General features: G+C 62.3%; 15 protein-coding genes. 12 read left to right on the top strand and 3 right to left on the bottom strand.

Annotation, left to right across the window (positions count from 1 at the left end; translation table 11 throughout):
* The first annotated feature begins 92 nt into the window (after nt 1–92).
* Complete coding sequence (locus H0W47_RS07775; protein ID WP_296922691.1) at nt 93–977, top strand: DMT family transporter; 885 nt, start codon at nt 93–95, stop codon at nt 975–977.
* Nucleotides 974–2098 carry an enoyl-CoA hydratase/isomerase family protein gene (locus H0W47_RS07770; protein ID WP_296922688.1) on the top strand — a complete coding sequence of 375 codons (1125 nt, stop codon included), beginning with the start codon at nt 974–976 and terminating at the stop codon, nt 2096–2098. Before H0W47_RS07775 ends, H0W47_RS07770 begins: the two co-directional genes overlap by 4 nt.
* A gap of 48 nt (nt 2099–2146) precedes the next feature.
* Here H0W47_RS07770 and smpB read toward each other — a convergent pair whose 3' ends face one another.
* Nucleotides 2147–2701 carry an SsrA-binding protein SmpB gene (gene smpB / locus H0W47_RS07765; protein WP_296922685.1) on the bottom strand — a complete coding sequence of 185 codons (555 nt, stop codon included), beginning with the start codon at nt 2699–2701 and terminating at the stop codon, nt 2147–2149.
* 55 nt (nt 2702–2756) lie between these two features.
* On the opposite strand from smpB, the gene H0W47_RS07760 reads away from it, so the two are divergent.
* Both H0W47_RS07760 and H0W47_RS07755 read left to right on the top strand, forming a co-directional pair.
* Nucleotides 2757–3203 (top strand): type II toxin-antitoxin system RatA family toxin, encoded by a 447-nt coding sequence (locus H0W47_RS07760; RefSeq protein ID WP_296922682.1) that lies wholly within the window; start codon nt 2757–2759, stop codon nt 3201–3203.
* Nucleotides 3204–3533, top strand: a complete 330-nt coding sequence (locus H0W47_RS07755; protein ID WP_296922679.1) for an RnfH family protein — start codon at nt 3204–3206, stop codon at nt 3531–3533.
* Here H0W47_RS07755 and H0W47_RS07750 read toward each other — a convergent pair.
* Nucleotides 3527–4099 carry a DUF4124 domain-containing protein gene (locus H0W47_RS07750; RefSeq protein ID WP_296922676.1) on the bottom strand — a complete coding sequence of 191 codons (573 nt, stop codon included), beginning with the start codon at nt 4097–4099 and terminating at the stop codon, nt 3527–3529. The two genes, H0W47_RS07755 and H0W47_RS07750, sit on opposite strands and share 7 nt — an antisense overlap.
* A 145-nt stretch (nt 4100–4244) precedes the next feature.
* Between H0W47_RS07750 and guaB the strand changes: the two genes are divergently transcribed.
* From guaB to H0W47_RS07720, 6 genes are all read left to right on the top strand, one after another.
* Nucleotides 4245–5714, top strand: coding sequence for an IMP dehydrogenase (gene guaB / locus H0W47_RS07745; RefSeq protein WP_296922672.1), 1470 nt, complete (start codon nt 4245–4247; stop codon nt 5712–5714).
* A 68-nt stretch (nt 5715–5782) separates the two neighbouring features.
* Entirely contained in the window at nt 5783–7402 is a 1620-nt protein-coding gene (gene guaA, locus H0W47_RS07740; RefSeq protein ID WP_296922668.1) for a glutamine-hydrolyzing GMP synthase, read from the top strand.
* 9 nt (nt 7403–7411) lie between these two features.
* Nucleotides 7412–8026: a 2'-5' RNA ligase family protein gene (locus H0W47_RS07735; protein WP_296922665.1), complete on the top strand. Its 615-nt coding sequence runs from the start codon at nt 7412–7414 to the stop codon at nt 8024–8026.
* Between the two features lie 12 nt (nt 8027–8038).
* Complete coding sequence (locus H0W47_RS07730) at nt 8039–8380, top strand: FMN-binding negative transcriptional regulator (RefSeq protein WP_296922661.1); 342 nt, start codon at nt 8039–8041, stop codon at nt 8378–8380.
* A 60-nt stretch (nt 8381–8440) separates the two neighbouring features.
* Nucleotides 8441–9844, top strand: coding sequence for a tRNA adenosine(34) deaminase TadA (gene tadA, locus H0W47_RS07725; protein WP_296922657.1), 1404 nt, complete (start codon nt 8441–8443; stop codon nt 9842–9844).
* Nucleotides 9841–10791: an LD-carboxypeptidase gene (locus H0W47_RS07720; protein WP_296922654.1), complete on the top strand. Its 951-nt coding sequence runs from the start codon at nt 9841–9843 to the stop codon at nt 10789–10791. The genes tadA and H0W47_RS07720 overlap by 4 nt, the downstream gene beginning before the upstream one ends.
* 34 nt (nt 10792–10825) lie before the next feature.
* Here H0W47_RS07720 and H0W47_RS07715 read toward each other — a convergent pair whose 3' ends face one another.
* Nucleotides 10826–11143 carry a hypothetical protein gene (locus H0W47_RS07715; protein ID WP_296922651.1) on the bottom strand — a complete coding sequence of 106 codons (318 nt, stop codon included), beginning with the start codon at nt 11141–11143 and terminating at the stop codon, nt 10826–10828.
* 305 nt (nt 11144–11448) lie between these two features.
* Between H0W47_RS07715 and H0W47_RS07710 the strand changes: the two genes are divergently transcribed.
* Both H0W47_RS07710 and H0W47_RS07705 read left to right on the top strand, forming a co-directional pair.
* Nucleotides 11449–12876, top strand: a complete 1428-nt coding sequence (locus tag H0W47_RS07710) for an aldehyde dehydrogenase family protein (protein WP_296922648.1) — start codon at nt 11449–11451, stop codon at nt 12874–12876.
* Between the two features lie 51 nt (nt 12877–12927).
* Nucleotides 12928–15462: a penicillin acylase family protein gene (locus tag H0W47_RS07705; protein ID WP_296922644.1), complete on the top strand. Its 2535-nt coding sequence runs from the start codon at nt 12928–12930 to the stop codon at nt 15460–15462.
* Nucleotides 15463–15474: the final 12 nt, after the last annotated feature.

Below are 15474 nucleotides of genomic sequence, written 5' to 3'. Positions count from 1 at the left end.
GGCGGAGCAAGATCCGCGGCCCCTGCTTGACTTAAGAGAGGCGGTCTCGGGTTTGGCTGTTATTGCGGGCCTGACCTCGTTCGGAACAAGAGATGAAACTGACTCACAGCCGCGCCGTATTACTGATGATCGCGATCACGCTGATGTGGTCGATCGCGGGTGTGGTGACGCGCCATCTCGAGTCGGCCAGGAGCTTTGAAGTGACCTTCTGGCGCAGCTTTTTCACGATGCTGTCGCTGCTGGTCATTCTTCCGGTGTTTCAAGGTCGGCAGGTGTTTTCCAAAATTCGCCATGCGGGCCGCTTCCTGTGGCTGTCTGGCGTGTGCTGGAGCGTCATGTTCACCGCCTTCATGCTGGCGCTGACCATGACCAGCGTGGCCAACGTGTTGGTGACCATGGCGCTCGGGCCTTTACTCACGGCGCTGATCGCGCGGGTCTTCATCGGCCACCGCATTGCACCGCGCACCTGGTTCGCCATCGCCGTGGCAGGCATGGGCATCGCGTGGATGTATGGCAGCCAGGTCAGCGTGGGCGGCGGGGCAGGGCAATTCGCCGGCACGCTGGTGGCCCTGTTGGTGCCTATCGCGGCGGCAGTGAACTGGACAGTTGTGCAGCGCAGCCAGGCGCATGGCGAAAAGATCGACCTGGTACCGGCCGTACTGGTGGGCGCGGTGATTTCATCGCTGATGACTTTGCCGCTGGCTTTTCCGTTTGCCGCGACGCCACATGACATTGGCTTGCTGGCGCTGCTGGGCGTGGTGCAGCTGGCGATTCCCTGCGTGCTTTCGGTCGTCTGTGCGCGGGTGCTGAAAGCGCCGGAAATGGCTTTGCTGGCGCTGCTTGAGATTATTTTTGGCATCCTGTTGGCTTGGGCCGGCGCTGGCGAGGTGCCTGCTGCCAGTGTACTGACTGGCGGCTCGCTGGTCATAGGGGCGCTGGTGGTGAATGAACTTTTGGGGTGGAGACAAAGAGCATGACGAGCTACGCAAGCAAAACAAACGGCGACGTGCTGACCGAGGTACGCGGCCAGGTCGGTTTCATCACCCTGAACCGGCCCAAGGCGCTCAATGCGCTGTCGCTGGCCATGGTGCGAGAGCTGGCTGCGGCCCTGACGGCGTGGCACGACGACCCGGCCGTGCTGGCGGTGGCGATACGCGGCAGCAACAAGGCCGGACGCCCCGGCACGCCTGAGGCGCTTTTCGGTGGCTTCTCGGCGGGCGGCGACATCCGCTTTTTCCATGAGGTGGCGCTCGCGGGTGACTCCTCGCTCGACGACTTTTTCACCGAAGAGTACCGCCTCAATCATTTGATCCACACCTACCCCAAGCCCTATATCGCCTTCATGGACGGCGTGGTCATGGGCGGCGGCATGGGACTGAGCCAAGGGGCGCGTGTGCGCATCGTCACCGAGCACACCAAAATGGCCATGCCGGAAACCAACATCGGCCTGTTCCCCGATGTCGGCGGGGGTTACTTCCTGAGCCGGTGCCCGGGCAGCGTGGGCGAATATCTGGCGCTTACCGGCGTCGTGATCGCCGCGGATGAGGCGATGGACTATGGTCTGGCCGACATCAAGCTGTCGGCGGCAGAGCTGCCCGCCTTATGGCAGGCGCTGGGTGATCGGGTCTTTGCTTCAGCGGCTGATGTGGATCAGTGGATTGCTACTGATTTAATAGCTGATCGCGCCCGTCCGACAAGGGCTGGAGGCCAATTTGACCCCTGTTTTTCGTTGGCGCGGGTGAAACACATGGTCGATGCGCTGGAGGCATCGCCGGACGAGGCGGCGAAGAAAGTTGGCGCCATGTTGCGCAAACGCTCGCCGCTGATGCTGCATGTGGCGCTGGAACAGATCCGCCGCGCACGCAGCATGAGCCTGGCCGACGATCTGCGCATGGAGCGTGACATCGTGCACCACTGCTTCCATCTGCGTCCCGGCAATGCTGGGGAGACCGTGGAAGGCATACGCGCGCTCGCCATCGACAAGGATTACACACCGAAGTGGAACCCGGCACGCATCGAAGATGTGAAGCCGGAGATGACGCAAGCATTTTTCGCCAGCCCCTGGACGACTGACGCTCACCCGCTGCGCGAGCTGTAAAAAAAGCGCGGCTCAAGGCTGGCGATGAACCAGCCCGGCAAGGCGCCTTTAGCGGCTGCGCGACTTCATGGCGCGCTCGACCTCGCGCTTGCCTTCGCGGTCCTTGATGGTGTCGCGTTTATCGTGTTCGCCCTTGCCCTTGGCCAGGCCGACCTCGCATTTGACCTTGCCTGCTTTCCAGTGCAGGTTCAGCGGCACCAGGGTGTAGCCTTTCTGCTCGATTTTGCCGATCAGGCGGCGGATCTCGTCCTTGTGCATCAGCAGCTTCTTGGTGCGCACCGAGTCCGGCCGAATATGGGTTGATGCCGTGCCCAGCGGGTTGATCTGGCAGCCGATGATGAAAAGCTCACCATTGCGGATCACCACATAACCGTCGGTCAGTTGCACCTTGCCTTCGCGCAGAGACTTCACCTCCCAGCCTTCGAGCACCATGCCGGCCTCGAAACGCTCCTCGATGTGATAGTTGAACAGCGCTTTTTTGTTGTCGGCAATGCGCACGGCCGCAGCTGCGGCCTTGGGCGTGAGGTTGGCAGCGGGCTTGCCTACGGCTTTTCCGGAGGAGGCGGCGGCCGGTTTTTTGGAGGATGCTTCTTTGGTGGCCATGAAGGAAAGTTAGGGGTGGCCTCGGCTAATACAATCGGGCGCAGCCCCTGATTGTATGAAAACCGTCCACAAGTCCGTCCTGATCTGGTACAGCGCAGCTGAAATGTTTGCCCTGGTCACCGATGTCGCGAGTTATCCGCAGTTTTTGCCGTGGTGTGACCAAGCCGCGGTGGTAGAGGAAGACGCCGACGGCATGACCGCCAGGGTCGGCATTTCGTTTGCCGGGCTCAGCCAGAGCTTCACGACGCGGAATACCCATGTGAAGGACCGCAAGGTGACCCTCAAACTGGTGGATGGCCCGTTTTCAAAACTCGATGGCCACTGGGAGTTCACGCCGCTGGGCGACGGCAGCCAGCGCGCCTGCAAGATCAACTTCAGCCTGCGTTACGACTTCGACAATGCGGCGCTGGCCGCACTGGTCGGCCCGGTGTTCGACAAGATCGCTGGGAGCATGGTGGACGCTTTTGTCAAACGCGCGACCCAGGCGTATGGCGAGACCTGAATGAACATCGTGCTGTTGTATTCCCCGGCGCCGCGTCAGGTGCGGGAATGGGCACTGGTGCTGCCATCGGGCAGCACGGTGGCACAGGCGCTGCAGGCCAGCGGGGTTGTTGCGGAATTCCCGGAGCTGATGTCTGGCTCCTTGCTGGCAGGAATCTGGGGCCGAAAAACCAGCCTGAAACAGATATTGCAGGAAGGCGACCGACTGGAAATCTACCGGCCTTTGCGAGTCGACCCCAAGGTCGCGCGGCGCGAGCGCTTCAACAGCCAGGGCGTGAAAAAGTCCGGTTTGTTTGCCCGCAAGAGGGCCGGGGCCAAGGCCGGCTACTGAGCAGGAAGCTTGTTGCAGTCCCGGTCGGCGACCGCCTGCACGCGCTTGAGTTCAGTGGCCCGGGCGTTGTCGTCCATGATTTCGCGCTCACCTTTGGCATTGGTGCTGGCCACGCGTACACCTGACTGAAACATGGACACGGCCTTTTTGGCACGTTCACAGTTTTCCGCCCTGGACTGCGCAACTTTTTCTTCCTCAGCCTTCTTTTTGGTCGCTTCTTCTTCCGCAAGTTTTTTCTTCTTGGCTTCGAGTTCGGCATCCTTGCCGGAAATCTTCGGGGCGTTGGGATCGGCTTTGGGTTTTGCGGCCGCTACGGGAGGCGTTGCTGCAGCGCTGTTGCCATCAGCGTCCGCCGGCTGCTCCACCGTGACAGTGGGCTGGGCAGCGCGGCGCCCGCCGGGCTGCTTAATGATGTTTTTTTCCTGAATGTCCGAGGGGGGCGGGCGATCGCTGAATACCTTGCGGCCGTCCTTGCCAATCCACTGGTACTGGGCTGCAGCGGAGAACGCAAACGCCCAGCCGGCGAGCACCAGAATCAGCTGTTGGGGAGTGATTTTGAGGTCCATGGTTTCCAGTGTAGCGCCGCCCAACGCGGGCACAACAAATCGTCATGTGGGCGGAGCGTCTATTTGTAACGCGACGGGTCGGCGCGGCGGTGGCAGGGTTTGTACCGACGGGCGCGGGTACAATCGTGTTTTTGGAGCCCTCCCTATGCGCCTACTCGGCAAAGCGCTCACCTTCGACGACGTATTGTTGGTGCCAGCGTTCTCCCAGGTCCTGCCCAAGGACACCTCGCTTTCCACTCAGTTTTCCCGAAATATCCGCCTGAACCTGCCCCTGGTTTCGGCCGCCATGGACACCGTAACTGAGGCCCGTTTGGCCATTGCGATCGCGCAGGAAGGTGGTATCGGCATCGTTCATAAAAACCTCACGCCCCAGCAGCAGGCGGCCGAGGTGGCCAAGGTCAAGCGCTACGAAAGCGGCGTTCTGCGAGACCCGGTCGTCATCACCCCGACGCATACGGTGCGCCAGGTCATGGCCCTCAGTGAACAGCTTGGCATCTCCGGCTTTCCAGTTATCGATGGCGGCAAGGTCGTCGGCATCGTCACCGGCCGCGATATGCGCTTTGAATCGCGCATGGACGTGCCGGTCAGCACCATCATGACGCCGCGTGAGCGGCTGATCACCATGCCCGAAACCGCTACCCTGGCCGATGCCAAGGCGCTGCTGAACAAACACCGGCTTGAGCGCATCCTGCTGATCAACGAGGACTTTGAGCTCAAGGGCCTGATCACCGTCAAGGACATCACCAAGCAGACGACTTTCCCGAACGCCGCGCGTGACGCGCACGGGCAGCTGCGCGTGGGCGCGGCGGTCGGCGTGGGCGAGGGCACCGAGGAACGTGTCGAGGCACTGGTCCGAGCCGGCGTGGACGCCATCGTGGTCGACACCGCCCATGGCCACAGCAAGGGCGTGATCGACCGGGTGCGCTGGGTCAAGCAGAATTACCCGAATGTTGATGTCATAGGCGGCAACATCGCTACCGGCGCGGCAGCGCTGGCCTTGGCTGAGGCCGGCGCCGACGCCGTCAAGGTCGGCATTGGCCCCGGCAGCATCTGTACCACCCGCATCGTCGCAGGTGTCGGTGTGCCGCAGATCATGGCCATCGACAACGTGGCCACCGCGCTGCGCGGCAGCGGCGTGCCGCTGATCGCGGATGGCGGCATCCGTTACAGCGGTGACATCGCCAAGGCGATTGCTGCCGGCGCAGGTACCGTCATGATGGGCGGCATGTTCGCCGGCACCGAAGAAGCGCCCGGCGAAGTGATTCTTTTCCAGGGCCGCAGCTACAAGAGTTACCGCGGCATGGGCAGCATAGGGGCGATGCAGCAGGGCAGCGCCGACCGTTACTTCCAGGAAAGCAGCACCGGCAATCCGAATGCCGACAAGCTGGTGCCCGAAGGCATCGAAGGCCGGGTGCCTTACAAGGGCTCCATGGTCGCCATCATTTTCCAGATGGCTGGTGGCCTGCGTGCCAGCATGGGCTACTGCGGCTGCGCCACCATCGAGGACATGCGCAACCAGGCCGAGTTTGTTGAGATCACCACGGCAGGCATCCGTGAAAGCCATGTCCACGATGTACAAATCACCAAGGAAGCCCCGAATTACAGGGCAGACTGACCGCTTTGACTTGCCCAAGGCGTCTTGACAGGCGCCTTTTTCTTTTTTTGCCTTGAAGAAAATCTTTCATGCAGCACCAGAAAATCCTCATCCTCGATTTCGGCTCCCAGGTTACCCAGCTCATCGCACGGCGGGTGCGGGATGCCCACGTATTTTGCGAAGTTCATCCCTGTGACGTGACCGACGACTGGGTGCGTGACTATGCTAAAGACGGCATGCTCAAGGGTGTGATCCTGTCCGGCAGCCATGCCAGCGTTTACGAAGACACCACCGACAAGGCACCAGCAGCGGTGTTCGAGCTCGGGATCCCGGTGCTCGGCATCTGTTACGGCATGCAGACCATGGCGCACCAGCTCGGCGGCAAGGTCGAAAGCGGGCACAAGCGTGAATTTGGTTCCGCCGACGTGCGCGCGCGCGGCCACACCGCGCTGCTCAAAGACATCGCCGACTACACCACGCCCGAGGGGCAGGGCATGCTGGACGTCTGGATGAGCCATGGCGACAAGGTCACCGAGATGCCGCCCGGCTTCAAGCTCATGGCATCGACCGAGTCCTGCCCGATTGCCGGCATGGCCGATGAAACGCGCCGCTTCTACGCGGTGCAGTTCCATCCCGAGGTTACCCACACCAAACAGGGCCATGCCATCCTCAAGCGATTTGTGCTGGACATCTGCGGCACCCGCCCGGACTGGATCATGGGCGACTACATCAGCGAAGCGGTGGAAAAAATCCGCCAGCAGGTGGGTGATGAAGAAGTCATCCTCGGCCTGTCGGGCGGTGTCGATTCATCGGTGGCTGCGGCGCTGATCCACCGTGCCATTGGCGACCAACTCACCTGCGTTTTCGTTGACCATGGCCTGCTGCGCCTGAACGAGGGCGACATGGTGATGGACATGTTTGTCGGCAAACTGCATGCCAAGGTTATCCGGGTCGATGCTGCCGCGCAGTTTCTAGGCCATCTGGCTGGCGTCGACGAGCCCGAGGCCAAACGCAAAATCATTGGCCGCGAGTTTGTTGAAGTGTTCAAGGCTGAAGCGGCGCGTCTGAAGGCCGGCGATGGGGGCCACAAAGGCGCCAAATGGCTGGCGCAGGGCACGATCTACCCCGACGTGATCGAATCCGGCGGCGCAAAGAACAAGAAGGCCGTCACCATCAAGAGCCACCACAACGTCGGCGGCCTGCCCGAGCAGCTGGGCCTCAAACTGCTGGAGCCGCTGCGTGAACTGTTCAAGGACGAGGTGCGCGAACTCGGCGTCGCGCTGGGCCTGCCGCATGACATGGTCTACCGCCACCCCTTCCCGGGCCCGGGCCTGGGCGTGCGCATCCTCGGTGAAGTCAAAAAGGAATACGCCGATCTGTTACGCCGCGCTGATGCCATCTTCATCGAGGAGTTGCGCAACTTCAAGGACCTCGATACCGGCAAGAGCTGGTACGACCTGACCAGCCAGGCTTTTGCGGTTTTCCTGCCGGTGAAAAGTGTCGGCGTGATGGGCGACGGCCGCACCTACGATTACGTCGTGGCCCTGCGAGCCGTCCAGACCAGCGACTTCATGACGGCAGACTGGGCCGAACTGCCCTATGCGCTGCTCAAGAAGGTCTCCAGCCGCATCATCAACGAGGTGCGCGGTATCAACCGCGTGACTTATGACGTCAGTAGCAAGCCGCCTGCGACGATTGAGTGGGAATAAGGTGAGCCTGTGGATCTTTTCGGGTTCGAGCCACCGCCGCCCAAACTGAAAAGGCCTCCGGCACCGCGCAAGGGCTTGTGCAGGCTGTTTTTTGCCCTGTTTCCCGATGGAGACGCCCGGAATAAGATGTTGGCACTTGGCGCCGAGATCAAAAGCAGGCACCAGCTGGCCGGGAAGCTCCACCTGGAAGATCGCCTGCATCTGACGCTGGACCACCTGGGTGACTTCGAGAGCATGCCCTCCGATATCGTGAGGCATGCAATTGAAGTGGCCAGCGAGCTCGCGGCGCAATGCCATGGTTTTGCGGTGCGCCTGGACCAGACGGTGAGTTTCGGGCGCGGCGATGACTCACGCCCCGTGGTGCTTCGTGATTCCAGTTCGAGCAATGCCATGCTTGCAGAATTTCGGAGCCGCCTGTGGGATGCGCTGGCGGCAAGAGGTGTGCCGGGCGGCCCACGCAGCTCCTTTACGCCGCATGTCAGTCTGCTGTATGACCGTCAGGTTCTACAGGAAGAGCCTGCTGGCCCGATAGGGTGGCAAGCCGGGGAATTTGTGTTGATCCACAGCGCCCTGAAACAAACGCACTATGACGTGATGGGACGCTGGGTATTCCAACCGATTTGAGATACTCGGGTCATGTACCAGCCCCCCCAGTTCAAAGGCCAGGCCGAGCAGGCTGCGCAGCTGATTCAAAGCCATCCGTTTGTCAGCCTGATCAGCGTCGATGACACCGGTTTGCCGTATGTGACGCACCTGCCGCTGCATCTTGAACAACGCCCGTCGTCGGGCTCAGGACAGCCGGACTTCGTGTTGCTCGGCCACGTCGCTAAACCCAACCCTCACTGGCGCTACCTGCAGGCCAGGCCGCAAGCACATGCCGCCATGAAAGCCGTCTACGCCGCCGGTTCCCCGGACGAGCAGGCGCTGGCGCAGTGGATGGACCGGTTGGGCATGGGCACGGTGGATCTGGAAATATGAATCAAATCGGCCTCCAACCCCCGTCGGCTGAGCGCGAGCAGCTATCAAAAGAGAAGCAACATGGGTGACGAGGACTTCATGCGCCTGGCGCTGGCGCAGGCCGGTGAAGCGGCCGCCGCAGGGGAAGTGCCGGTTGGCGCTGTGCTGGTGCATCGGGGTGAGGTCATCGCCACCGGCCGCAATGCGCCCATCGCCGGCCAGGACCCGACCGCCCACGCTGAGATGCTGGCCTTGCGCGCCGGAGCGCTTGCGCTGGGCAACTACCGCCTCGAAGACTGCGAGCTGTTCGTCACGCTGGAGCCCTGCGCCATGTGCTCTGGCGCCATGCTGCATGCCCGGCTCAAACGTGTGGTGTTCGGCGCGGCCGATCCAAAAACCGGTGCCGCCGGATCGGTGCTCAACCTGTTTGAGCATGCGCAGCTCAATCACCAGACGCAGGTGCAGGGCGGGGTGCTCGCGGAAGAATGCGGTGCCGCGCTGCAGGATTTTTTCAGGCAGCGGCGTAGCACGCAGCGCGAAGAAACACGCAGTGCGCACCCGTTACGGGACGACACCCTGCGTACGCCCGACGCGGCCTTTGACGGTTTGCCGGGCTACCCGTGGCAACCGAACTACCTCAGCGACCTGCCATCGCTGGCTGGTTTGCGCATGCATTATCTGGACGAGGGGACCCACGGCCAACTCACCTATCTGTGCCTGCATGGCAACCCGGCGTGGAGCTATCTTTACCGGAAAATGATTCCCGTCTTTTTAGCTGGGGGTCACCGGGTTGTGGCGCCCGACCTGATCGGCTTCGGCAAAAGCGACAAGCCCAAGAAAGACAGCTTCCACACCTTTGACGATCACCGGCAGAACCTGCTGGAATTGGTGGAACGGCTGGACCTGCGCAACATCGTGCTGGTGGTGCAGGACTGGGGTGGTCTGCTGGGCCTGACCCTGCCGATGGCGGTGCCGCAGCGTTACGCGGGCCTCTTGGTGATGAACACCACGCTGGCGACCGGGGAGCAGCCGCTGTCGGCAGGCTTTCTGGCCTGGCGCGAGATGTGTGCCAAAAACCCGGAATTTGATGTGGGCCGCCTGTTCGCCCGTGGCAACCCGCAGATGAGCGCCGCCGAATGTGCTGCCTACAATGCGCCGTTTCCTGACCGTGGCCACCGCGCCGCCTTGCGCGCTTTTCCGCCCATGTTTCCGCAATTTGCCGATTCACCCGGCGCGGAGGTTTCGCGGCAGGCGCGCGACTTCTGGGGCCAGCAATGGCAGGGCCAGACCCTGATGGCTGTGGGTGCGCAAGACCCAGTGCTGGGTCTGCCGGTGATGCGCAATCTGCAGGAAATGATCCGAGGCTGCCCCGAGCCGCTGGTCATCGACAACGCTGGGCATTTTGTGCAGGAGCACGGCCAGGCGATTGCGCAACACGCGCTCGGCGTGTTTGCGCCTGCTGCGGTGGGATACTCCAGGTCGTGACAAAACATATCTACATCTTTTCCCCCTCCAGCGCCGTGCGCGACAAACCGGCCTTCAGGCGCGGTGTGCTGCGATTGACAAAACTCGGTTACGAAGTCGAGGTCGATGCCGCCGCCTTGAGCAGCCACCAGCGTTTTGCCGGTGACGACGAAACCCGCCTCGCGGCGATTCACCGGGCCGCTGCCAGTGGCGCGGACGTGGCCCTGATCTCGCGCGGTGGCTATGGCCTTACACGTATCCTGCCGGCCATCAACTACAAAGCCATCGCAAAAGCGGTGGACAAGGGCACGCATTTTGTCGGCCTGAGCGACTTCACTGCGCTGCAAAGCGCCTTGCTGGCCAAAACCGGCGCTGTGTCCTGGTCTGGTCCGGCGCTGGGCGAGGACTTTGGCGTCGATGGCGAGCCCGACGACATCATGGAAGCTTGTTTCGACGACCTGATCACGGGGCAGGGCGAGGGTACAGGTTGGCGCTTGCCGCCGTCTGCTATCAAAGAAGGAGCTGCTAGCGCAATACCTGCAAGGGCTGGAGGCGTGTTCAGCATCAATAATGCAACCCTGTGGGGCGGTAACCTGGCGGTGCTGACCTCTCTGGTGGGCTCACCGTATCTTCCGGCGGTCAAGGGTGGCATCCTGTTTCTTGAAGAAGTCCATGAACACCCTTACCGGCTCGAGCGCATGTTGACGACGCTGCTGCATGCGGGCGTACTTGCGCAGCAAAAAGCAATTGTTCTGGGCCAGTTCACCAACTACAAGCTGGTGCCGCACGACAAGGGCTTCAAACTGGCGACGGTGGTGGCCTGGCTGCAAAAGCAGATCAAGGCGCCGGTGCTGACGGGCCTACCTTTCGGTCATGTTCCGACCAAGGTCCTGCTGCCGGTGGGTGAAAAAGTGGTTTTGACCGTGGAAGGCCGAGATGCGTTTTTGCTCTGGAGCCATGCCCACTGAGCGTGAGCAGGCAGCGATGACGCGAACCGGGGCGTCAGTTCAGGGAGCTGCGGCGTGAGCCCAGGCTGCCGGGTAACAGGCCATCGAACATCTTGGTGATGGTGCCGACTTTTTGTCGGGCAATGGTCTCACCCTGCATAGCCGACAAGACGGCCATCACGTCGCCGCGGGCATACCACAGGCCCTGCGCGTCCTGGGCGTAACGCACCCGCAGCGCGATTTTCGGGTAATGCTTTTCACCGAACTCGCCCAACTCGTTGAGCATGATCTGCCGTATGGACTCGGTGCGAGTTTGATTGACAGCCGGTGTCGCGCCGCCACCACTCAGCAAGCCAAGCAAACTGCTTTTCAAATGAGGCGTAATCCAGCGCATAGGTCTCCAGGGATTTGAAATTGACGCGGGCAGTGCGCGTTCTGGTAGATTAAGCCCGGAAAGTGCCAGATGCAAGATCCATCTTGTGACAGGGTTAACGTAAAACAACAAAGAAATCAACCTGTTAGTAACTAAATGTCAGGTTGATTCTTGAATTTGTATCAAGCCAATACTTTCGAATGCGGCGTCGTTTTGCAGCGTCCAGAAAACTGGGTCTGATTAATCGTGTGAAATATTTACCTTCGATTTTCTCTTTTGTCCTCTCCAACACTGTGAGCTCCTCCATGACCACCTACCCTTCGCATTACATCAACGGCCAGTGGGTCCCCGCCCAATCTGCCGAAACCCTGCCAGTCCATGACTCCAGCACCGAAGAGGTGATGGCGACCGTGCCCGCCGGTACCGCGCAGGAGGCGGAGCGTGCCGTTCTGGCGGCACGTGCCGCCTTTGATGCGTGGTCCACCTTGCCGGTTGAAACCCGCGCAGCCTATCTGGAAAAGGTCGCGGCCGGCCTGAAAGCACGTACCGACGAGATGGCACTGGCAATCGCCCGCGAGGTCGGCATGCCACTGAAGATGGCGAAATCCGTGCAGGTCGGCGGCCCGACCTGGCATTGGGGTAATTTCGCCAAGGTGGCGCGCAACTTCGAGTGGGAAAAAAACGTCGGCAATTCGCTGGTGGTCCGCGAAGCCATCGGGGTGGTCGGCTGCATCACGCCCTGGAACTTTCCCCTGAGCCAGATCACCCTGAAAATTGCGCCGGCGCTGGCAGCCGGCTGCACCGTGGTGCTCAAGCCCAGCGAGATCGCCCCGGTCAACGCCATGATCCTCGCTGAGATCATCCACGAAGCCGGGCTGCCCCCTGGTGTGTTCAACCTGATCAACGGCATGGGCCCGGTGGTGGGCGAGGTGCTGGCCACGCATCCCGAGGTCGACATGGTCAGCTTCACCGGCTCCACCCGCGCCGGCAAACGTGTCAGCGAGCTGGCCAGCCAGTCGGTCAAGCGGGTGGCGCTGGAGCTCGGCGGCAAGTCGGCCAGCGTGATCCTGGAAGACGCGGACCTGGAAGCCGCTGTCAAGGGCACGATCTCGGCCTGCATGCTCAACAGTGGCCAGACTTGCTCGGCCCACACCCGCATGCTGGTTCCGGCGGGTCGTTACGACGAGGTTAAGGCGCTGGCGAAGACCGCGATCGCCAAATTCAGCATCGGCCCCAGCCTGGAAGAGGGTAGCCGGCTCGGCCCGCTGGTCAGTGCGAACCAGCGCGAACGTGTGCTGGGTTTCATCCGCACCGGCATCGAAGAGGGCGCTGAGGTGATCGCCGGAGGGGCTGAGGCGCCAGCCATCGACAAAGGCTATTTTGTGCAACCCACCATCCTCGGCATCAAGGCCAGCGACACCCTGGCCCAGGAAGAGATTTTCGGCCCGGTGCTGGTGGTCATTCCGTACAAGGACGAAGAAGAAGCCGTGGCGATTGCCAACAGCACCATTTACGGACTGGGCGGCGGCGTCTGGAGCGGCAGCGACGAACACGCGATGAAGGTGGCGCGCCGCCTGCGCACCGGGCAGGTTGACATCAACGGTGGCCCCTTCAACGGCAACGCGCCTTTCGGCGGCTACAAGCAGTCGGGCAATGGCCGTGAGAACGGGGTTTACGGTTTCGAGGAGTTCCTCGAATTCAAATCCCTGCAGCTCAAGCCAGCCGCCGCCTGATTTTTCCGGCCGGTCGGCCCGGTCCCTCCATTTATTCCGGGAGACACCATCGTGGTCTGGATCAAACGATTTTTCGCTGGTGTCCTGCTGCTCGTGCTGCTGCTGGCCGCAACCATCGGCATCTATGTGTACCGAAGCTTTCCGGCGCTTAACGGTGAGCTCAAGGTCAGCGGGCTGACCGCAGCCGTGAATGTGGCCCGCGATGCTGCCGATGTCACCCACATCAAGGCTCAGTCCCCGCGCGACGCGTGGATGGCGCTCGGGTATGTGCATGCGCAAGAGCGCGGCTGGCAGCTGGAATTCAATCGCCGGGTGATGCGCGGCGAGCTGTCCGAAGTGCTGGGCGAAGTCACGCTGGACACTGACAAGCTGCTGCGCACGCTGGGCATCATGGAGGCGGCCGAGCGCCAGTGGCAGGCGCTGCCGGCCGAAGCGAAACAGCCGCTGCAAGCCTACAGCGACGGCGTCAATGCGTTTTACGCTGGCAGCGCGCAGGCGCTGTCACCGGAGTTTCACATCCTCGGTGTCAAGCCGGGCGGCGCCGGCCAACCCTGGACCCCCCAGGACAGCGTGGGCTGGGCGTTGATGATGGCGCTGGACCTGGGCGGCAACTGGGGCAACGAATTCGCCCGGTTGTCGGCGGCCAAAGTCCTGAACACCGAAGAACTCTGGCAGCTCTTCACGCCCTACCCGGGCGAGGCGCCCGCGTCGCGCACCGACTTTGCCAAACTGTATGCCGGTCTCGGCGTGTTTCGTCCGGATGCTATCAAAACAGGAGCTAGTGACGAATATCCGGCGGGGGCTGGAGGCCTTTTTGGCATGAAAATTCCAGCAAACACAGATCTGCTGGCGCTGGACATCAACGACTGGGCCGCCAACATCGGCAATGTGGAAGGCAAGGGCTCGAACAACTGGGTGCTGGCCGGCAGCCACACCACCAGCGGCAAACCCTTGCTGGCCAATGATCCGCACCTGGGCCTGTCCGCGCCCGCGATCTGGTACTTCGCCCGGCTGCAGGCGCCTGCAGGGCAGGGCGCTGACGGCAAGCCTGCACCCGCGCTCGACGTGATCGGCGCCACTTTGCCGGGCCTGCCATTTGTGGTGCTGGGCCGCACCGCCAAAGTCGCCTGGGGCTTCACCAACACCGGCCCCGACGTGCAGGATCTCTACCTGGAACAGATCAACCCGGCGAACCCGCAGCAATACCGCGTGCCGGGCAGCGGGCCGGCGCAGTGGGCGGAGTTCAAGATCCGCAATGAAACTATCAAGGTCAAGGGCAAGCCCGACGTCACGCTACCCGTGCGCAGCAGCCGCCACGGGCCGGTGCTCAGCGACGCGCAGAAAACCCATGGCCAGCTGCTGGACACCGGCAAGTACGTGATCTCGCTGCGCTGGAGCGCGCTGGAAACCGACAACCGCTCGGCGATGGCCGCCCTGCGAGCCAACCAGGCGCAGTCGGTGGACGAACTGATCGCGGCCTATGCCGATCACCATTCGCCGATGCAGAACGTGGTGATGGCCGATGTGGCCGGCAAGGTCGCCTACAAAGCCATCGGCAAGGCGCCACTGCGCAAAGCCGACAACGACATCCGCGGCGTCGCGCCCTCGCCGGGCTGGGACGCCCGTTACGACTGGGCCGGCTGGCTGCCCTATACGCAGACACCGCAGGCCGATGCGGCCAGCATCGGCCAAAAGGGCTGGTTCTCCAACGCCAACCAGAGCGTGGTGCCGCCCGGGTCTGACCTTTTTCTCGGGCAGGACTGGGCGGAGCCTTACCGCTTTAACCGCATCGAACAGCTGCTCGCCGCCACCCCCCGGCATGACGCTGCCTCCGTGCAGAAAATCCACGCCGACCAGCTGTCGCTGGCCACCGCCCGCTTGCTGCCGTTCTTGCAGAAAACGGCCTCGCAGCACCCGCTGGCGGCTCAGGCGCAGCAGGCGCTTGCCGGCTTCGACGGCGTGATGCGCGCCGACAGCGCAGCGCCGCTGATTTTTTCAGTCTGGGTCGATGAACTCACGCGCGGTGTCATTGGCAGCAAACTGGGCGAGGCGCGCCTGAAAAGCATGTACGGCAAGCGCCACTTCCGCGGTGCCATCGAAGAAATCATGGAGCGCGACGACAAGGGCTGGTGCGGGCCTGCCGGCTGCGCCGCCCAATCCACGGCGGCGCTGGACCGCGCGCTGACGGTATTGCAGACTTCGCGGGGCGGCCAGCCTGCGCAATGGAAGTGGGGCGATGTGCACCAGGCACTGTCGGCGCACCGACCGTTCAGCAATGTGGCAGCGCTGGCGCGGTTTTTTGATGTCAGCGTGCCCACCGGTGGTGACTCGTTCACGGTCAATGTCGGCCAGTACTGGCCCGACGATGCCAGATTTCCGTTTGCGAACCGGCACGCCGCGTCGCTTCGGGCCGTATATGACCTGGCAGACCTGGAAAAGTCACAGTTTATTTACCAGACCGGTCAGAGCGGGCTGGTATTTTCCAGCCGTTATCGCGACATGAGTGCACGCTGGGTCGGCGTGGATTATCGGCCGTTGCAGATGCGCCCGGTCGGCTTCAAGCACGAACTCCAGCTCCGGCCATAATCCCGCTCAACA

Source organism: Polaromonas sp. (assembly GCF_013817205.1).
Taxonomy (GTDB): Bacteria; Pseudomonadota; Gammaproteobacteria; order Burkholderiales; family Burkholderiaceae_C; genus Polaromonas.
The sequence above is the reverse complement of the archived record's forward strand: the minus strand, read 5'-3'. Positions and strand labels throughout refer to the sequence as shown.

What these genes read in the sequence shown, in the direction of transcription:
- H0W47_RS07775 (WP_296922691.1), top strand. Translation starts at nt 93, where the DNA reads ATGAAACTGACTCACAGCCGCGCCGTATTACTGATGATCGCGATCACG.
- H0W47_RS07755 (WP_296922679.1), top strand. Translation starts at nt 3,204, where the DNA reads ATGAACATCGTGCTGTTGTATTCCCCGGCGCCGCGTCAGGTGCGGGAA.
- guaB (WP_296922672.1), top strand. Translation starts at nt 4,245, where the DNA reads ATGCGCCTACTCGGCAAAGCGCTCACCTTCGACGACGTATTGTTGGTG.
- smpB (WP_296922685.1), bottom strand. Translation starts at nt 2,701, where the DNA reads ATGGCCACCAAAGAAGCATCCTCCAAAAAACCGGCCGCCGCCTCCTCC.
- H0W47_RS07760 (WP_296922682.1), top strand. Translation starts at nt 2,757, where the DNA reads ATGAAAACCGTCCACAAGTCCGTCCTGATCTGGTACAGCGCAGCTGAA.
- H0W47_RS07710 (WP_296922648.1), top strand. Translation starts at nt 11,449, where the DNA reads ATGACCACCTACCCTTCGCATTACATCAACGGCCAGTGGGTCCCCGCC.
- tadA (WP_296922657.1), top strand. Translation starts at nt 8,441, where the DNA reads ATGGGTGACGAGGACTTCATGCGCCTGGCGCTGGCGCAGGCCGGTGAA.
- H0W47_RS07750 (WP_296922676.1), bottom strand. Translation starts at nt 4,099, where the DNA reads ATGGACCTCAAAATCACTCCCCAACAGCTGATTCTGGTGCTCGCCGGC.
- H0W47_RS07730 (WP_296922661.1), top strand. Translation starts at nt 8,039, where the DNA reads ATGTACCAGCCCCCCCAGTTCAAAGGCCAGGCCGAGCAGGCTGCGCAG.
- guaA (WP_296922668.1), top strand. Translation starts at nt 5,783, where the DNA reads ATGCAGCACCAGAAAATCCTCATCCTCGATTTCGGCTCCCAGGTTACC.
- H0W47_RS07770 (WP_296922688.1), top strand. Translation starts at nt 974, where the DNA reads ATGACGAGCTACGCAAGCAAAACAAACGGCGACGTGCTGACCGAGGTA.